Raw genomic sequence first — 16,837 nt, forward strand, 5'->3', positions numbered from 1 at the left:
CGGGTTAGTTGTAGCTAATCCTGCTATCCGTTATTATCTGCCAGTCTAATGATATAAGAAATTAAGTCCATTTCACATTTAAAAAATCGTAAGCGTCTTTACGATAATAATTAAGCGGACCCAACTTTTCCTTCGCGTGTAAGCTGAATTGAGATAGTGCATCCGAAATAAGTGCTCTTTTAAACGGTACATGTATACATTGCGCTTTCCCACATTCAATGCCGTCAGCTAGTGATTTCGGCCAGTAGCTCGAATAAGCTTGTGGATTAAATATTGGTTGCTTTACTTCTGGATAACAAACAATAATAGGTAGTCTCAACTCAATTGCTCTTCTAATTTCATAGTTTAGCATTTCTCTATTATGTCTCGTCTTTGTAGTCAGAATTAAGACCATATTTTTTGAATGCCTTAGACGTTCTGACAACCTAGTTTGTAACGTTATCTTGGTGCTAAGATCTAAGACTTGATATGTTTTTCTATGGCTATCACTAAAGTTGAAATCTCTAGATGTATTCCAACGCTTTAGTAGATTAAAATACTTTATATCTCCCTTAGTAGGGTCAGTAGTACCAAGTCCATCAAAAGCTACATAAGTTCCATTTCTATAAGCCATTGCCCAGTCCTTTAATGTCATTTAAATTAATTGCTTTTATTTTCTCAGGATGAATTATTATTGTAAGCCTAGCAGGATGTTTAAACCGCATCTCACTAATCTTAAAAGTCCAAAGCATGATTTTAAGTAGCTCTTCATCTGAAATAGTTTTATGCTCTTTAAACCTAGTAATACCACCACCAAATATAGGTACACTTACTGACCTTTGAGCGTATATAGAATTAACGTTATCCCAAAAATTGACTAAAAACTCTAAGTACTCTGACATAGTAAGCCTAGCTTCATTTCTATCATTAAATTTTGTAAATGCAGTTAAAATATATCTATCATCAAGTAGATAAATTGCTCCTAGCTTATATCGTTGTAACTTTCCTTCTGCTTTACGCTTTTTCCCTTTAACTTTGTGTTCATTCTCTACGCCGCTCTCAATGAGTACATCAAGTTCGTCTACTTCTTTACCAGTATGAATTAGATGTGTGTCAATGAAAATTCCATTCAAAGATCTTTTAGATATTATTTTGTCGTCTACAACTGTATCAAAATACTCATTAAAACCTATAGCAATCAAACCTTCTTGTTCAAATAAATCACCTTCTTTAATTTCTACACTTGTTGAATCAATTTTGACTCTTAAATACTTCAATTTATTAGCTCGAAACCATAAAGCTAAAAATAATAAAAATATAATTATGAATAACACTCCTCCTGTAATGAGCCTGCAATCTTGTGAAATAAATTGACAATCATTGGGAATAGTAACAAATAGAAATACAATACTCATTACTAGACCTATAGCTGACAAGTATTTATAAAAATCATTTAATAAGTTTTTATCATAAAAATTTACTTTCATATTGTCAGCTGACCTTGGTTTCAAATTTAACTCATAGTAATACTAATAACCTAGATTACTTAACAAATTTGATAAGCGTTTCAGAGGCTCGTCTAGATTATTCTTTACATATTCAGGATTCATTTTTTGTTTTAAGATATTTAATAATACTGCATCGTTACTCGTCGTAATACTGAATTTATCATCACTCAAAAGGACATCTTTTTGTGCATATGACAAGGCTGAACAAACTAAACTAGCTAAATCCAGAACTCGATGTAATGGTAACTCTTCCGACATACGAGACCACTTTTTACCCGAATGACGCCAAACTTTTACTGATAAATCTTCATCACTCCACTGTGATACTCCAAGCGATAAACCTTGAACATCTGTATAATTTCTATATGCACCATCAATTTTTGAATAGTTTTCCAGCTTTACAATTGGTTTGTGATTTAGATGAGTAGGTATATCCATATTTAGACCTTAGAGTAGTATGTTGAAGTTTATGTTAGTATATTTTACTAACTAAGTTAGTAGTAGATTTACTAACATAGTTAGTAAAATATAGTACTTTAAAAACTATTGTCAACAAATAAAATTTTATATATGACTTTTAATTTAGGACTATCTTGTGCTTAGCCAGTAGGCTTAACATATGAGCAGGTGTCAGGATTGGCTACAAAACCTCAAACCAAAACGCCTTCTATTTTCTAGAAGGCGTTTTTTGCTCCACAAATCTTGTCAGCATATAAACCAATATCAACCATGCTCTTTGCTTATTTTATACTTCTCATTTGCTATACTAGCCCAACTTTATCGGTTAAACACCAACTTATAACACCCTCTCAAACAGCATGGTAGCCTTATGAAATTCTCAAAGTTCGGTCAAAAATTTACCCAGCCAACTGGCATCTCGCAATTAATGGATGACTTGGGCGATGCGCTAAAAAGCGATCAGCCTGTCAATATGCTGGGCGGTGGTAATCCTGCCAAGATTGATGCCGTTAATGAGCTGTTTTTAGAGACTTATAAGGCGCTTGGCGTTGATAACGATGCTGGCGAGGCTAATAGTAGCGCAATTATTAGCATGGCAAATTACTCCAATCCGCAGGGTGACGCCGCCTTTATCGATGCTTTGGTTGGCTTCTTTAATCGTCATTATGATTGGAATTTGAGCGCAGAAAATATCGCTTTGACCAATGGTTCGCAGAATGCTTTTTTCTATTTGTTTAATTTATTTGGTGGTGCGTTCGTTGATGAAAATAAAGGATCTGTCGACAAATCAATTCTACTGCCATTAACCCCTGAATATATTGGCTATAGTGATGTGCATGTCGAAGGTCAGCATTTTGCAGCCGTGTTGCCGCATATCGATGAAGTGACTCATGATGGCGAAGCAGGTTTCTTTAAATATCGTGTGGATTTTGAGGCGTTAGAGAACTTGCCAGCGCTAAAAGAAGGTCGCATTGGCGCGATTTGCTGTTCGCGTCCGACCAATCCAACGGGCAATGTGTTGACCGATGAGGAAATGGCGCATTTATCTGAGATTGCCAAGCGTTATGAGATACCGCTGATTATCGATAACGCCTACGGTATGCCCTTCCCTAATATCATTTATTCAGACGCGCAATTAAGTTGGGATAACAATACGATTCTTTGCTTTAGCCTGTCTAAAATTGGCTTGCCCGGTATGCGTACCGGCATTATCGTGGCCGATGCTAAAGTGATTGAAGCAGTCAGCGCAATGAATGCGGTGGTCAATCTAGCACCGACCCGCTTTGGGGCGGCAATTGCCACGCCATTGGTGAACGATGACCGTATCAAGCAGTTAGCTGATAATGAGATTAAACCTTTTTATCAAAAGCAAGCGACATTAGCAGTAAAGCTTTTGAAAAAAGCTTTGGGTGATTATCCGTTAATGATTCATAAGCCTGAGGGCGCGATATTTTTATGGTTATGGTTTAAAGACTTGCCAATTAGCACGCTTGAGCTGTACGAGATTTTAAAAGAAAAAGGTACGCTCATTGTGCCAAGTCAGTATTTCTTCCCTGGTGTCGATGTCAGCGATTATCAGCATGCGCATGAATGTATTCGTATGAGTATCGCCGCTGATGAGCAGACGCTGACTGATGGTATTGCAGCGATTGGTGAAGTGGTTCGTGAGTTGTATGATGAAGCCAAAAAATAAGATTAGCGGTGTCAAACTCGTTTAGCCTACCATACCTAGTACTTACACGAGTTTTTCTTGCTGCTCTAATTTTTGTGAATAGAACCATCATAAACTCGAATAGCAAAACAAAAAAAACGGGCTGATTAATAGTCCGTTTTTTTATGGCGCTTGGTCAATGATTTAGGCTTATTGATGGATGCCTGAAAGAGTGTCGTCCACTTATTCAATGCATAGAGCACGTAAGGCAGCAGGCACGTATTGATCAAATCGCGGAGGCTTGCGACCAGCTGTTCGTGGCTTAAGCCAGCCATGCCTGATGCTTCAATCGTATTTCGATTATCTAAATACTCGCCCAATAAGGCAATGCCCGTCACGACGACTAAAGCCATGAATGATCTGATGCTTTGCTTTTTAACGATAGGACGCAGCACAAGCAAACACAAAAGATAGATGCCGACGCCGACATAGATATGTAAGGCGTCTTTGGCAAGGCCAGATACTTCAATAACATTGATTTTAAAAGCGGTAAAATCCACTAGAGTATTCCAAATATAAGCAAGTAGAAAACGACTGAGAGTATCACTAAACCATGATGGCTAAACTATAATAGTTAAAGAGTGGCAGCTACAAAGTGATGGCTGAGCATAAAAAAGGCAGATTATATTATGGATAATCTACCTTCTACTAAATTAAATATTCACTTCACGTTTATCGCCTACTTACACATTCCACTCGACGAAATTTTTCAACAACTGCAAGCCAGCAGTATGACTTTTTTCTGGGTGAAACTGGGTGGCAAATAAATTGTCTTGGATGACACTGGCACAAAACGGTTGACCATAGTCACATATCGCTGCCACTTGTGAGCTGTTAGTAGGCTCGCAATAATAGCTATGCACAAAGTAAAAATGCGCATTGTCATCAATACCCTGCCACAATGGGTGGTCAAAATCCATACCGCTAATGGTATTCCAACCCATATGCGGTACTTTGATGGTAGCGCCCTGCTGATCCTTCCACATCGGGTCAAATGCTTCTACAGTGCCGTTTAAGATACCCAAGCAGTCTGTACCACCATTTTCAGCGGACTGCTCAAACAATGCCTGCATGCCCACACAAATAGCCATAACGGGCTTATTAAACACCGCATGGCGTATGACGTCATCAATCCCTGCTTCATGCATGCCAGCGATACAGTCACGCATCGCACCGACACCGGGGAAGACAATCTTGTCTGCCGCAGCGACAACCTTAGGATCATTGGTGATAGAGACTTCTGCCCCTACCACTGACAAGGCTTTACTGGCGGAATGCAAATTACCCATGCCATAATCTAGTAGCGCTATTTTGGTTACTTTAGCCATTAAAACGCCTCTTTAGTCGATGGTAGCGTATTAAGTGCACGCTCATCATATTCACAAGCCATACGTAGGGCGCGAGCAAAAGCCTTAAAGGTTGATTCGATTTGATGATGGCTGTTTTTGCCTTTGAGATTGTCTAAATGCACCGTCATCCAAGAATGATTGACGAAACCATAGAAAAACTCACTGAACAAATCAACATCGAAATTACCGACATGCGAACGGGTAAAGGGAATGTCCATGTGTAAACCCGGACGTCCTGATAGATCGACGACAGCGCGGGTTAATGCCTCATCAAGCGGTGCATAAAAATGCCCATAACGACGAATGCCTTTTTTGTCGCCCAATGCCTTGTTAAATGCTTGTCCAAGGGTAATACCAGTGTCTTCAACGCTATGATGGTCATCGATAAAGGTGTCACCGTTGCATTTAATCTCTAAGTCAAACAAACCGTGACGCTTGATTTGATCAATCATATGATCCAAAAACGGCACGCCAGTATCTACAACCCCTTGACCCGTACCATCAAGATTGACAGTACAAGTCACTTGGGTCTCAGCAGTAATGCGCTCAACGGTCGCAATACGTTCAGGGCGACCATGTAGATTTAGGTTTTTTGGTGCATTTTGCTCAGGTGTATCAGCAGTCGTCATTGCATTGGCTGTCATGGCTACTCTCTATCAGTTTTTATCAGTGAAAAGCGATCAATAAATAAGGCGAAACATGTCTAAATATTTTACTAGTGTCTGGGTCAGCGCTAGCAAAAAATGTATTAGAAAATGATATATACAAAAGATATCAAGGTATTAGGGTTTGTACGTACTAAATATCATCTAGCCTCATCATAGCAAACCCTAACATTTACTGCCACGACCAAGCGGCAAACCACGCACAAAATTACCTCATTCTGCTAAAATAGTGTGTTCAGTATTATTAATCATGACTTGCACTGACTTTTAGATATCATATTCTACAGCCCACTTTCTATGACTTTTTGCCGTGTTATAACTTTGTGCTGTGTCATACTGCTACTTTATACGATAGAAACTCTCTGTTTATAGGAACTGCTATGCCTTTAGAAGCGATCGCCATTAATAGCTTGGATGCACCACTTATCAAAAAACCTGCGCGCGACAATGAGCTAGCAGAGCGCTTGCAGGCATTATACGATAGCGATGACGCGCAGCCTGATGGTATCGAGGTATTAAATATCATTGAGCAGGGTTTTAAGCGCGGGCAATGTCTGTATGTCGGTATGTTCAATGACAAGCCTATCGCTGCAGTTGCCTGTTTTGATGATGGGCAAACCGACGCCAAGCGTCTGCAATATTTAACGGTACATCCACAAAATCGCGGTCGCGCTATCGATGCTAAGTTTATTAAACTGGTCTATGATGCCGAAGTAAAAAAAGGCGTACGTCAATTTGTCCCTGTCGATGCGGATATCCATCGTATTATGAGCGAGTATGATTTACTGCGTGTTAAAAACTAAATCGAGAGTAAAAACTGTTAATTTTGCCAATATTTGATTATTTATCGTCTTTTATCTTCTATTATGCAAAAACTACTTGACAGCAACGCCTATATTTAGTTTAATAGCGCCTCAACGAAGACGGCTCGATAGCTCAGTCGGTAGAGCAACGGATTGAAAATCCGTGTGTCGGCAGTTCGAACCTGCCTCGAGCCACCATTCGTTTAAGCATTCTAAAAAGCCCCGAACAGCAATGTTTGGGGCTTTTTTTATGCTTATATCCTGTTCTGAAATAAGTCTAATAGCTCATGACAAACGTCTTCTTAATAACACCTCGCAACGTTCACGCGAGTCTAAATCATAAACCGTCGCGCGGTAATCGATACCATGACGCCCTTCAAAAAATATCACTCTATCGCCCACTGCTAAAAAGCAAGACGTGCGCGCATCATAAATGAAACCATCAATCACGAACGCCAAATCACGATCTATCTCACGTACCGTATAAGTTTCTCCTTGCGGAATCAACTGCTCAAACCATGCGCTATGGGCAGCATTGGTGCTTAATACGCTGATGAGCAGCAGCGCCGATATCACAAATATACTTTTTAACGACATCGTAACAGTCGAGCCAGCTAGATTGATTCTATTAAGGATGTTTTTATTAACTGTCATAACTTTAACCTACTCAGACCTGCTCAATGATTGATTCTATTCGCTACGCTTCTCATGCTAAACGCTTACTGTCACGGTTGCATAACATTTTTGTGCTGTTTTTTAGACAGCGGCGCTCAGTATACTCGATAGTATTGATAATGATAAATTTGACAGATGACGAATACCAATAGGGAAAAGCGATGAGAGCGTTCGATTACGATTTGGATTATAAAAACCTAGATTTGCGCGCGCAGCCCGAGCTATATCGGGTCGGTCGCGGCGAGCAAGGCGTATTATTGGTAGAGCCGTATAAGTCTGAAATCCTGCCACACTGGCGCTTTGCGACCCCTGATATTGCGCTTGAGAGCAGCGAGACAATTTATCAGATGTTTTTAGATTATCTGGCGGCCGATGACTTTGTCGGTGCAGATATGGCGCGCAAATTTATTCAAATGGGCTATACCCGCGCCCGTCGTTATGCCAATCACAAAGGCGGCAAAAAATACAAGGGCGCTGTTCCTGATGATAAAAAAGGTCAGAGCGGCGCACATGGTCGTGAAGAATTGCCACGACAAATCGAAGACCCAGTCAAAGCAGAGTCAGCGCGCATATTTAAACAGAAATGGGACGAGTGTCGTGAGAACGAAGATTATTTAAGAATGAAAGCCGAGCATCGCGAACGTTATAAAGAGGTTGAATAAGCATAAAATATATCAATAAAAATTATCCTCAGCCTGAAAAGATAGAAATACTTATAATGACAGACTGTTAAATAATTGAATTCATGATTTGCTGTGCTAAGGTAATGAGGGCTTGGAGCTAATACTCCAAAAAAGTATCAAATTGCTAGCGTGGGTAAATAATAATGACTGTAGATATTAAGCAACTTTTGATTTTTGATTTCGATGGAACGCTCATTGATAGTGTGCCAGATTTGGCGGATGCAACTAACGCAATGTTAACGACACTTGGTAAAGAAACCTATCCGATTAGCACCATACGTAATTGGATCGGTAATGGCTCAAGAATGCTGGTCGAGCGCGCACTAGCAGGTAAGGTAGAAGTGTTAGAAGGCGAGTTGACGGTCGAGGAAGCCAATTACGCAGAGCACCTGTTTTTTGAGGCTTACAAAAATCTCAGTGGTAGCAAAACCGTTGCTTACCCAGATGTCGATAGCGGACTAAAAAAGCTAAAAGCAGCAGGATTTACGCTGGCGCTAGTGACCAATAAGCCGATTCGTTTTGTGCCGAAAATATTGCAATCCTTTGGCTGGCAGGACTTATTCAGTGAAGTATTAGGCGGTGATAGTCTCTCAACTAAAAAGCCTGATCCAGCACCGCTACTGCATGTCTGTAAAGCGTTGAACGTCACTCCAGAACAAGCTGTGATGATTGGCGATTCTAGAAACGATATCTTAGCCGGACAAAATGCTAATATGGATACTTTCGGGCTGTCTTATGGTTATAATTATGGACAAGATATCCGTGAGCTAAACCCCACCGAAGCCTTTGATGATTTTGCGGCATTGGTAGAATATTTTTTCAAAAATTATACGATAGACAGCTAAAACTTGAACCTTAGAATGATTCATTTAAGCCATTCTTTGAAATCATTATTTGCTCCGATAACTGAGCGCCTCAGACACATGAGCGCTTGTAATATCGATACTTTCAGCCAAATCAGCAATGGTACGCGCCACTCGCAATACTCGATGATAACCGCGTGCCGATAAATTCAGACGCTGCTGAGCGAGCTGTAATAGTTGCTGTTCACCCTCTCCGAGTTGGATATATTTATCAATCTCGCTAGGGCTAAGCTCATTATTGACCTTTTGTTGCCGCTGCATCTGACGTTTATGTGCGGCAATGACTCGAACGCGCACTTGTTCGGAGGTTTCGCCAGCTTGAGCATTTTGCAAATCGGCAATTGGCAGCGCAGGTACAGTGATATGCAAATCAATGCGATCAAGCAGTGGACCTGATAGTTTATCTTGATAACGTTTAATCTGTTCAGGTCGGCAGCGACAACGCCCTGAGGTATCGCCATCATAGCCGCATGGACATGGATTCATGGCAGCGACCAATTGGAAATTTGCTGGAAAAGTCATCTGCGAGTTGGCACGGCTAATGGTGATTTGCTTGGCTTCTAATGGCTGACGCAATACCTCAAGCACACTCCGATCAAACTCTGGCAATTCGTCAAGGAATAATACGCCTTTATTGGCAAGGGTAATTTCACCCGGTTTTGGTCGTGAGCCACCACCCACCAAAGCCACGGCTGATATAGTGTGATGAACTTGCCTAAATGGTCTTGTCCCATAATCGTAATCGCTGTCTGCCACTGAATAAGTACTGGCAACCTCTAATGCATCTTCATCACTTAAATCCGGCAATATGGTCGGTAGCCGCGAGGCCATCAATGTCTTACCCGAACCGGGAGGCCCTGTGAACAACAACGAATGACCACCAGCAGCGGCAATCTCTAAGGCTCGCCTCGCATGATGTTGGCCTTTGACATCAGCCAAATCCACTTGATAGCCAACATGCTGCTGTGCTGGACTCGGTTGTACAACGTCCAAAGATTCATAGGCTGCGCTTGGGTTCGCTAACGACTGTAAGTGCTCACAAACTGTCTTTAAGCTTTGCGCGGCTAGTATCGTCACGCCATCCACACGGCTAGCCTCAGCACCATTATCAATCGGTACGATAAGCTGCGGTGTTTGTGGTTTTTGCCGTGGCTCGATCAGCTCCTGTTCAGTGATATTTGCCACCTGCAATACTTTGGACGCCAGCGCCTCAGCTTTGATCGCTCGTGCCACCGCTAAGCTGCCTGTCACTTGCCGTAAATTCCCATTGAGCGCTAACTCCCCGATAAACTCAAACCCTGATAATACTTCTGGATCCAATTGATCACTGGCTGCCAAGATTCCGATGGCAATCGGTAAATCAAGACGTGCACCATCTTTAGGCAAATCAGCGGGGGCTAAATTGATAGTAAGACGACGATTAGGAAATTGAAAGCCAGAGTTCAGAATCGCAGAGCGTACACGGTCTTTGCTTTCACGTACCGCCGCCTCCGGCAAACCGACAATGGTCAATGCTGGCAACCCTTGTGACAGATGCACCTCAATAATGACCTTGGGCGCATGCAGTCCGACGACTGAACGGGTATAGACTTGTGCAAACGACATCAGCATTTTCCTAATATAGGGAATAATTGATAATAGAGTATTATGTATCAGTGCGCAAATGTCGTGTTTTATTGTCTCATTTTATTTACTAGCATAGTTATCAACAGTTGTTATATGATAAACGGATGCTCTTTCGCTCAGTCTTATTCGGCTATGCTGCTCCAAAGATTATCCAAAGATTCTCACGCCTGTTAACCATGTTATTAACGTATTGGGTAATTTTAATCGCACTATAAAGCATTAAAGATTAGCAAGAGTATTGGCAATAAAAGGATTTTATTGATCATATAAAGTTTGCTGGCGGCTTTTTGCTGCAGATTTATATAACACCTACTTTATATAATACCTACTACCATGGACGGATAAGCTTATGAGCATAAAGATGCATAATCGGCGTGTGCCCACACTCACGCTACTGACAGTAGCAGTCTCTTTAGGACTATTCGGCTGCTCAGACAGCGACAATAGTTTCAATGACGATGATGTCATATCCCCTTCCACTAATTATGAAGCCGATATTCAGCGCACTGAGTTCGGTATACCGCACATCACCGCAAAGGATTACAAAGGCCTTGGTTATGGCGTCGGTTATGCATTCGCAGAAGATAACTTCTGCTCACTAGCGCGTGAAGTTGTAGTCGCTAGCGGTCAGAGTATGCTGTATCTAGGCGCTGACGGTAATTTGGCTAGCGATGCTTTTTATACGTGGTACAACACTGACAAGCGAAAAGCTGAATTTTTAGCAGCTCAAGACCCTGAAGTCATTGATGCTGTGACAGGTTATGCTGCAGGCTATAGCCGTTATCTACGTGACAAAGGCGTGGCTAATATCGATCCCGCTTGTGCCAATGCTGAATGGGTACGCGAGATTACTCTCGATGATTTATTGACGGTCTACGGTAAAGCCAATCTACGTGGTGGCTTATCTAATTTTGTCGGTCCCATTGTAGCAGCGGCACCGCCCTCTATTGCTGGCGTTCAGGGTAGCTCAAGAATGCGTAGTGTTCCAGTCGCAAACCCTGTCGTAGAGTCAGCACCTGCATTCAATATGGATACGATTAATGCGATGAGTGGCGGTAGTAATGCCTATGCCTTTGGTAAGAAGGTGACCGGTACTAATAGCGGGGTCATGTATGGCAATCCGCATGAGCCATGGGATGGCGTCCAACGCTTCTATCAATTTCACTTAACGATGCCAGGTGAGCTGGATGTGATGGGCGCGGCTCAGCAAGGCCAGCCTTTCCCTAACATTGGTTTTAATAAAGACGTGGCTTGGAGCCATACCGTATCCACTGCCAAACGTTTTACGCTTTATCAGCTTAGCCTAGTTGATGGAGATCCTCTCAAATACAATTATACTAATAGCGCTGGTGTGACTGAGCAGCGCGATATCGAAACCGTTCCTGTCACTATTCAGCTACCAAATAATCAGACGCAGGTTCACAATATTTATGTCTCACAATATGGACCGATGTTAGCGGTCAATTTACTCAATGGTCAATTACCAGCATGGGGCGCTAATAACCTAGCTTATACTATCCGTGACGCCGCCTCTGAAAACCCAAGAGCACTCAATCAGTGGCGTAGTATGAATAAGGCTACGAGCGTTGAGGACTTAGTCGATAGAATGCAAAGCGTCCTTGGTCTTGGATTTGTTAATACTATTGCTACCGACCGTAATGGTAAGGCACTCTATGCTGACATCTCAACCGTACCAAATGTGACCAAAACTAAGCTTGAAGCTTGTAGTAGTGCTGCATCTGGCCCCTTCCTTGGTGCGTTAATTGCCTCTGACTTGCCAGCACTGAATGGTAGTACCGCTGCCTGTGAATGGGGAGTTGATACAGACTCACCGCAAGCAGGTATTTTTGGGCGCTCAAACTTACCTTTCTTGATCCGCGATGATTATGTTGCTAACTCAAATGATAGCTATTGGTTAAGCAATTTAGAGCAACCACTGACTGGATTTTCACCGCTCCTACGTCGTCGTTTAGCCCCCTTCTTAGGTGCTAGTCCAGCAGCTGGTGTTCCATTGCTTATGCGCTCACGTATGGGACTGGTTCAAATACAAGATCGATTCAGTAATAAAGATAACTTAGGCGGTACTAAGTTCAATTTAAACAATATGCAAGAGGTCGTCTATGGTAACCGCAGTTATGTCGCTGAGTTGGTACTCGACGACGTACTAGCAGATTGTCGAGCGAATGCTAGCATGCCTTTGACGGGTGGCTCTACTATTGATGCAACCAATGCTTGTAATATCTTGAGTAATTGGGATCGTCGTAATAATTTAGATAGCAAAGGTGCTCATGTCTTTAGAGAGTTTTGGCGTAATGTGGACTTTAATGAAACGACGGATACGATATTCAGTGTTAAATTTGATGCAAAAGACCCAGTCAATACGCCTCGTGGTTTAATTATTAGTGCGGATACACGTACTGCTTTAGGAGATTCCATTAAGTTCTTCCAAGATAAAAACATCGCTCTTGATGCGTCTTTATCTGATTTGCAGTATATCGTTGATGCTAGTAAAAACGACGAGCGTATTGCTATGCATGGTGGCTTTGGTCGTGAAGGTGTATTCAATGTTGCAGAAACGAGAGGCACAAGCGCTAATGATGGCGCAAACTACCTCATTAATTTTGGTCCGACATATATGCAAAGCGTTACCTTTGATAACGGTGGCCCTGTAGCAGAAGCCTTATTAGGTTACTCACAAGCTTCTGATACTACTCGACCATTCCATCGTGACCAGAGTCGTCGCTACTCAGCTAAAGAATGGATTCGTTTACCCTTCAATGCTAGTGACGTTAGCAAGCAAGCCGTTGGCAATAAAATTCAGCTAAAAGAATAAGTTTGACGTAACTTAAATTAATGATAATTTAAATTAGTGATAACTTAAATTAGTGATAAAAAGACCTCAGATATATGCTGAGGTCTTTTTTACTTTATGGAAGCAGTCTGTTTGAATATCGTCGATGCATCATGATGCCAGCACTTAGCCAGCTAACCGCAAGAGGGGTATGAGTATAATTGCCAAAACCAAATGGACTTATCATAGACAGTTTGCATGTAAGAAAACTCGCCGACCACCCCACTGCAAACAAGGATTTGTTATACTAGTGCTTATTGATGGCTATAACTTTAGCAGCATATAGCGCTGTGAAAATTATTATTGATAACAAAGTTATTATGGTTATTAACGATCTATCAAACACCTACTGGCTTTTAAATATTTGGTCGTTAGAGATGTAAGAACAGTAATACTCAAGGTCAAAACGAGGAGTACCGCATGACAGAACATTCAGAATCAAATACTCAGCAACCTTACAATCGTGCAGGAGAGCAACCGACCACGACACGCCCTGTTATGCAATCAGAAAGTCCTTATGCCAGTACGCGTGGCAGTATGATGAGTAAGCAGCTACCTGCCTTTGATGAAGCTATTATTAATAAATACAATCGTTCAGGACCACGTTATACCTCCTATCCGACCGCTTTAGAGTTCTCACCCATCTCTGATGGTCTTGAGGCAAAGATCCTTCAGAACCGTGAAGCTCGTGCACCACTGTCTTTATATTTTCATATTCCTTTTTGTCGTCACCTCTGCTATTACTGCGCTTGCAATAAAATTATCACCAAGAAAAATAGCGACTCAGGCGATTATTTGCAGTATTTAATCGCTGAGATTAAGCACAAACGCCGCCTGCTATCTGTCCCAGAAGGTAGTAGTAAACCCCTCGTTAAACAGCTGCATTTGGGTGGGGGTACGCCAACATTTTTGCGTGATGAAGAAATGGTTCAACTGTGGCAGTTTTTACAAACTCAGTTTGAATTCTTACCTGAAGACAAAGGCGATTACTCTATTGAAATTGACCCACGTGAGCTGAGTGGCGAGACGTTAAAAGTATTGCGTAACCTTGGCTTTAACCGTGTCAGTTTAGGTGTACAAGACCTCGATGAAACGGTACAAATCGCCGTCAACCGTGTACATTCAGCAGAGCTCATTGAAAATGTGTTAAATGAGGCGCGGGATCTAGGTTTTCACTCTATCAATATCGACCTGATTTATGGCTTGCCGCATCAAACACCCGCAACCTTAGATAAAACGGTGCGCCGTATCATCGAGATGTCGCCGGATCGCTTGTCAGTATTCAATTACGCACACTTGCCAGAACGTTTTAAGGCCCAGCGCCAGATTAAAGAAGCCGATTTACCAGACCCAGCAGCCAAGCTTACAATGCTTGGCAATAGCATCAATACGCTGACCGAAGCTGGCTATCAATATATCGGTATTGATCACTTCGCCAAGCCTGATGATGAATTAGCCGTGGCGCAGCGTGAGGGCAAACTGCATCGTAACTTTCAAGGTTATACCATCATGGGCGATTGTGATTTATTGGGCTTCGGCGTCTCCTCTATCAGTCAAATTGCCAATGCCAATACCCGCTATATTTTGCAAAATGATACAGATTTATCAGTTTATCAAGCGAGCATCGATGCTGCACAAAGTAACTCGGCTGCCATGCCTGCAGTAAAAGTCATCAAAACATCTATCAAAGATCGCTTGCGTGAATATGTGATTATGAATCTACTCTGTCACGACTATATCGACTTTAAAGACGTCAATCAAAAATTTGGTATCGATGCCATCACTTACTTTATCAATGAGATTCAACAGCTTGGCGCCATGCAAGAAGACAAGCTCATCGATATGGACGCGGCTGGCATTCGCGTGCTACCAAAAGGTCGATTGTTAGGTCGTAACGTCGCCATGGTATTTGATGAGTATCTTGAGAAAAAACATAAGAATCGTTTCTCAAAAGTTATCTGATTGAGTGATTCCATACATTAAAAGCAGTCATAAAAAAGACCTTAATCGAGGTCTTTTTTACGGTGTTTAATAAAGCTGATGATTGACGAAAAATACCTCTAGGGCGTGTCCTCATTTCAAAAATGGTGATAAAAATGAGATAAATTGCAGTCAAACGAGGAAAATAGCACAGATAATATCGGGATATTAACCAGCTATTTAACGATGTTTGGCAAAATTTAGCCATTTTTTGTCCGTTTAGATATGATCAATTGAATTGAGGACATGCCCTAGCCTACTCAGTAGCCATCACCACATTCAGAAGGCATCACCATATATAGCCTATTTGCATCTTCTATTGTTTTTTCACTGTCCAAATATTTTTGCTCGATTGTGCTTTTAGCGTTGGCAATCATTGAATCCGTCATCGCAAAGTCATCGTCATTCAGTAGACCCAATGAGCCATCTTGACGCAACCATAAACCTTCTAACTTATCATGTGGATACTCTACAGTTGCGAGAACGTCGACTGCCAAGGTTTTCTTGACTGGTTTGATTGCCAATTCCTTCAGCAATTGCCAATTTTTTTCATCGGCTGCAATAAGCTGCTCCAGCGTTTGTTCATTAATCGTTAAACCCAATACATGATCTTGCTTGATATTATCTGTATTTAAAATATTCTCAATATCAGTCGCCTGCGAGAGATCAATTTTATAAATGAGCTTTTGCGCAGACTTGTCTTGCAGCGGAAACTTGCGATCATGTTCAATCAAATAAAACTCGTGATTGTTAATCGCAACGATACCCGAAGTCACATGGTGAGCATGATCGAGACGATACAAATACTGTGCTATTTGACCAGAGTATAGATTGATAGTGACGATGCGCGTCAAACTAGAAACACGACCTGAGTGATCAGGGTTGTCCATAGAAGACTCCATAATACCCACCAGTGTGCTCTGATCTGGAGTAATCGTTAATGCTTCCATACCGCGATTTGCACGACGTTTGATAAATTCTGCTGGTAGTAAAATCGGCTGACCATTAGCCATCACATTATTGCGCTCATCGCTCGCAAAGGCATTGATACGCTCAATCTCCACCCCCTGCGCATTGTAATGAACCAAATGAGGACCATACTCATCACTGATCCAAAAACTACCATCTGTGAGCGCAGCAAGACCTTCAGGATCTAAACCATTGATATCGTTTTTGATAGGATTGGTCACTGCATCAAAAGGTAGGTTGGGATTAATGGTCATCGGCTGGCCGTCGACATCGTAAGGGACTTCATTAGTTCCGCCGAGTGCTTGTGGATTCGGTAGCCCAGAGATAGGATTGCCATTTGCGTCTTTTAGCAGTATCTCTTTGATCTTAATAATTTGCCCAGTTGCTTGTAGCTCAAACAGTCCGATGCGCGGTGTATAGTCAGGTACTAAAAACTGTTTACCTTTGCCTGCACTACCTTCGAAATCCGCATTGGGACCGCGATCGGTGAGCACATAAAATTGATTGGCATTGGTTGGATGAGCCGCTGCATCTGAACCGAAACCACCCCCTCTAACCTCAAGCTTCCTCTCAGGATACGCAGCATTGATATGCGTATCATCTAGCACGGTATAAGGTAGTGCCGTGCCTTGGATAAAGTCTTTTATTTGAATGATTTCTGTATTAATATTTTTTATCGTCATTTTTTATCCCTGATATATATTTTATTCTTGTTA

The 16,837-nt window shown here is 41.8% G+C and carries 15 protein-coding genes and 1 tRNA gene; 7 read left to right on the plus strand and 9 right to left on the minus strand.

Annotation, left to right across the window (positions count from 1 at the left end; all coding sequences use genetic code 11):
• Nucleotides 1-61: 61 nt before the first annotated feature.
• The 3 genes from C8D84_RS11280 to C8D84_RS11290 are packed head-to-tail and all read right to left on the minus strand — an operon-like array spanning nt 62 to nt 1,925.
• Nucleotides 62-613 carry a TIR domain-containing protein gene (locus tag C8D84_RS11280; RefSeq protein ID WP_109592207.1) on the minus strand — a complete coding sequence of 184 codons (552 nt, stop codon included), beginning with the start codon at nt 611-613 and terminating at the stop codon, nt 62-64.
• On the minus strand, nt 603-1,466 hold the full coding sequence (locus C8D84_RS11285; protein WP_109592209.1) for a macro domain-containing protein: 864 nt from the start codon (nt 1,464-1,466) through the stop codon (nt 603-605). Before C8D84_RS11285 ends, C8D84_RS11280 begins: the two co-directional genes overlap by 11 nt.
• 42 nt (nt 1,467-1,508) lie before the next feature.
• Complete coding sequence (locus tag C8D84_RS11290) at nt 1,509-1,925, minus strand: DUF6530 family protein (RefSeq protein WP_109592211.1); 417 nt, start codon at nt 1,923-1,925, stop codon at nt 1,509-1,511.
• Nucleotides 1,926-2,316: 391 nt separating this feature from the next.
• On the opposite strand from C8D84_RS11290, the gene C8D84_RS11295 reads away from it, so the two are divergent.
• Nucleotides 2,317-3,639 (plus strand): valine--pyruvate transaminase, encoded by a 1,323-nt coding sequence (locus C8D84_RS11295; RefSeq protein WP_109592213.1) that lies wholly within the window; start codon nt 2,317-2,319, stop codon nt 3,637-3,639.
• 125 nt (nt 3,640-3,764) lie between these two features.
• Here C8D84_RS11295 and C8D84_RS11300 read toward each other — a convergent pair whose 3' ends face one another.
• The 3 genes from C8D84_RS11300 to hisB form a co-directional block, all read right to left on the minus strand.
• Complete coding sequence (locus tag C8D84_RS11300) at nt 3,765-4,157, minus strand: hypothetical protein (protein WP_109592215.1); 393 nt, start codon at nt 4,155-4,157, stop codon at nt 3,765-3,767.
• Between the two features lie 183 nt (nt 4,158-4,340).
• Nucleotides 4,341-4,985, minus strand: a complete 645-nt coding sequence (hisH, locus tag C8D84_RS11305; protein ID WP_109592217.1) for an imidazole glycerol phosphate synthase subunit HisH — start codon at nt 4,983-4,985, stop codon at nt 4,341-4,343.
• Entirely contained in the window at nt 4,985-5,650 is a 666-nt protein-coding gene (gene hisB, locus C8D84_RS11310) for an imidazoleglycerol-phosphate dehydratase HisB (protein WP_045453866.1), read from the minus strand. Before hisB ends, hisH begins: the two co-directional genes overlap by 1 nt.
• Nucleotides 5,651-6,051: 401 nt before the next feature.
• Between hisB and C8D84_RS11315 the strand changes: the two genes are divergently transcribed.
• Both C8D84_RS11315 and C8D84_RS11320 read left to right on the plus strand, forming a co-directional pair.
• Nucleotides 6,052-6,474, plus strand: coding sequence for a hypothetical protein (locus C8D84_RS11315; RefSeq protein WP_109592219.1), 423 nt, complete (start codon nt 6,052-6,054; stop codon nt 6,472-6,474).
• Nucleotides 6,475-6,596: 122 nt separating this feature from the next.
• Nucleotides 6,597-6,672 (plus strand) — tRNA-Phe (locus C8D84_RS11320).
• An 87-nt stretch (nt 6,673-6,759) separates the two neighbouring features.
• Here C8D84_RS11320 and C8D84_RS11325 read toward each other — a convergent pair.
• Entirely contained in the window at nt 6,760-7,128 is a 369-nt protein-coding gene (locus C8D84_RS11325) for a hypothetical protein (RefSeq protein WP_109592221.1), read from the minus strand.
• A 182-nt stretch (nt 7,129-7,310) separates the two neighbouring features.
• Here C8D84_RS11325 and C8D84_RS11330 point away from each other — a divergent pair, with 182 nt between their 5' ends.
• Both C8D84_RS11330 and C8D84_RS11335 read left to right on the plus strand, forming a co-directional pair.
• Nucleotides 7,311-7,811, plus strand: a complete 501-nt coding sequence (locus C8D84_RS11330) for a DUF4385 domain-containing protein (protein ID WP_109592223.1) — start codon at nt 7,311-7,313, stop codon at nt 7,809-7,811.
• Nucleotides 7,812-7,975: 164 nt separating this feature from the next.
• Nucleotides 7,976-8,677, plus strand: coding sequence for a phosphoglycolate phosphatase (locus C8D84_RS11335; RefSeq protein ID WP_109592225.1), 702 nt, complete (start codon nt 7,976-7,978; stop codon nt 8,675-8,677).
• Nucleotides 8,678-8,722: 45 nt separating this feature from the next.
• Here the strand turns inward: C8D84_RS11335 and C8D84_RS11340 are convergent, their stop codons facing one another.
• On the minus strand, nt 8,723-10,300 hold the full coding sequence (locus C8D84_RS11340) for a YifB family Mg chelatase-like AAA ATPase (RefSeq protein WP_109592227.1): 1,578 nt from the start codon (nt 10,298-10,300) through the stop codon (nt 8,723-8,725).
• Between the two features lie 370 nt (nt 10,301-10,670).
• Between C8D84_RS11340 and C8D84_RS11345 the strand changes: the two genes are divergently transcribed.
• Both C8D84_RS11345 and hemN read left to right on the plus strand, forming a co-directional pair.
• Nucleotides 10,671-13,154, plus strand: coding sequence for a penicillin acylase family protein (locus tag C8D84_RS11345; protein WP_109592229.1), 2,484 nt, complete (start codon nt 10,671-10,673; stop codon nt 13,152-13,154).
• Nucleotides 13,155-13,592: 438 nt separating this feature from the next.
• The gene (gene hemN / locus C8D84_RS11350; RefSeq protein ID WP_109592231.1) at nt 13,593-15,134 is read left to right on the plus strand and encodes an oxygen-independent coproporphyrinogen III oxidase; all 1,542 of its coding nucleotides are present in this window, start codon (nt 13,593-13,595) and stop codon (nt 15,132-15,134) included.
• A gap of 278 nt (nt 15,135-15,412) precedes the next feature.
• Here the strand turns inward: hemN and C8D84_RS11355 are convergent, their stop codons facing one another.
• A complete protein-coding gene (locus tag C8D84_RS11355; RefSeq protein WP_109592234.1) occupies nt 15,413-16,804 on the minus strand; it encodes an esterase-like activity of phytase family protein in 1,392 nt (463 codons plus the stop codon).
• Between the last annotated feature and the right edge of the window lie 33 nt (nt 16,805-16,837).

The sequence above is a fragment of the Psychrobacter immobilis genome (genome assembly GCF_003148585.1).
Classification (GTDB): domain Bacteria; phylum Pseudomonadota; class Gammaproteobacteria; order Pseudomonadales; family Moraxellaceae; genus Psychrobacter; species Psychrobacter immobilis.

Bases quoted from the DNA above. Each gene is read 5' to 3' on its own strand.
- C8D84_RS11280 (WP_109592207.1), bottom strand. From the start codon at position 613: ATGGCTTATAGAAATGGAACTTATGTAGCTTTTGATGGACTTGGTACT.
- C8D84_RS11285 (WP_109592209.1), bottom strand. From the start codon at position 1,466: ATGAAAGTAAATTTTTATGATAAAAACTTATTAAATGATTTTTATAAA.
- C8D84_RS11290 (WP_109592211.1), bottom strand. From the start codon at position 1,925: ATGGATATACCTACTCATCTAAATCACAAACCAATTGTAAAGCTGGAA.
- C8D84_RS11295 (WP_109592213.1), top strand. From the start codon at position 2,317: ATGAAATTCTCAAAGTTCGGTCAAAAATTTACCCAGCCAACTGGCATC.
- hisH (WP_109592217.1), bottom strand. From the start codon at position 4,985: ATGGCTAAAGTAACCAAAATAGCGCTACTAGATTATGGCATGGGTAAT.
- hisB (WP_045453866.1), bottom strand. From the start codon at position 5,650: ATGACAGCCAATGCAATGACGACTGCTGATACACCTGAGCAAAATGCA.
- C8D84_RS11315 (WP_109592219.1), top strand. From the start codon at position 6,052: ATGCCTTTAGAAGCGATCGCCATTAATAGCTTGGATGCACCACTTATC.
- C8D84_RS11325 (WP_109592221.1), bottom strand. From the start codon at position 7,128: ATGACAGTTAATAAAAACATCCTTAATAGAATCAATCTAGCTGGCTCG.
- C8D84_RS11330 (WP_109592223.1), top strand. From the start codon at position 7,311: ATGAGAGCGTTCGATTACGATTTGGATTATAAAAACCTAGATTTGCGC.
- C8D84_RS11335 (WP_109592225.1), top strand. From the start codon at position 7,976: ATGACTGTAGATATTAAGCAACTTTTGATTTTTGATTTCGATGGAACG.
- C8D84_RS11340 (WP_109592227.1), bottom strand. From the start codon at position 10,300: ATGTCGTTTGCACAAGTCTATACCCGTTCAGTCGTCGGACTGCATGCG.
- C8D84_RS11345 (WP_109592229.1), top strand. From the start codon at position 10,671: ATGAGCATAAAGATGCATAATCGGCGTGTGCCCACACTCACGCTACTG.
- hemN (WP_109592231.1), top strand. From the start codon at position 13,593: ATGACAGAACATTCAGAATCAAATACTCAGCAACCTTACAATCGTGCA.
- C8D84_RS11355 (WP_109592234.1), bottom strand. From the start codon at position 16,804: ATGACGATAAAAAATATTAATACAGAAATCATTCAAATAAAAGACTTT.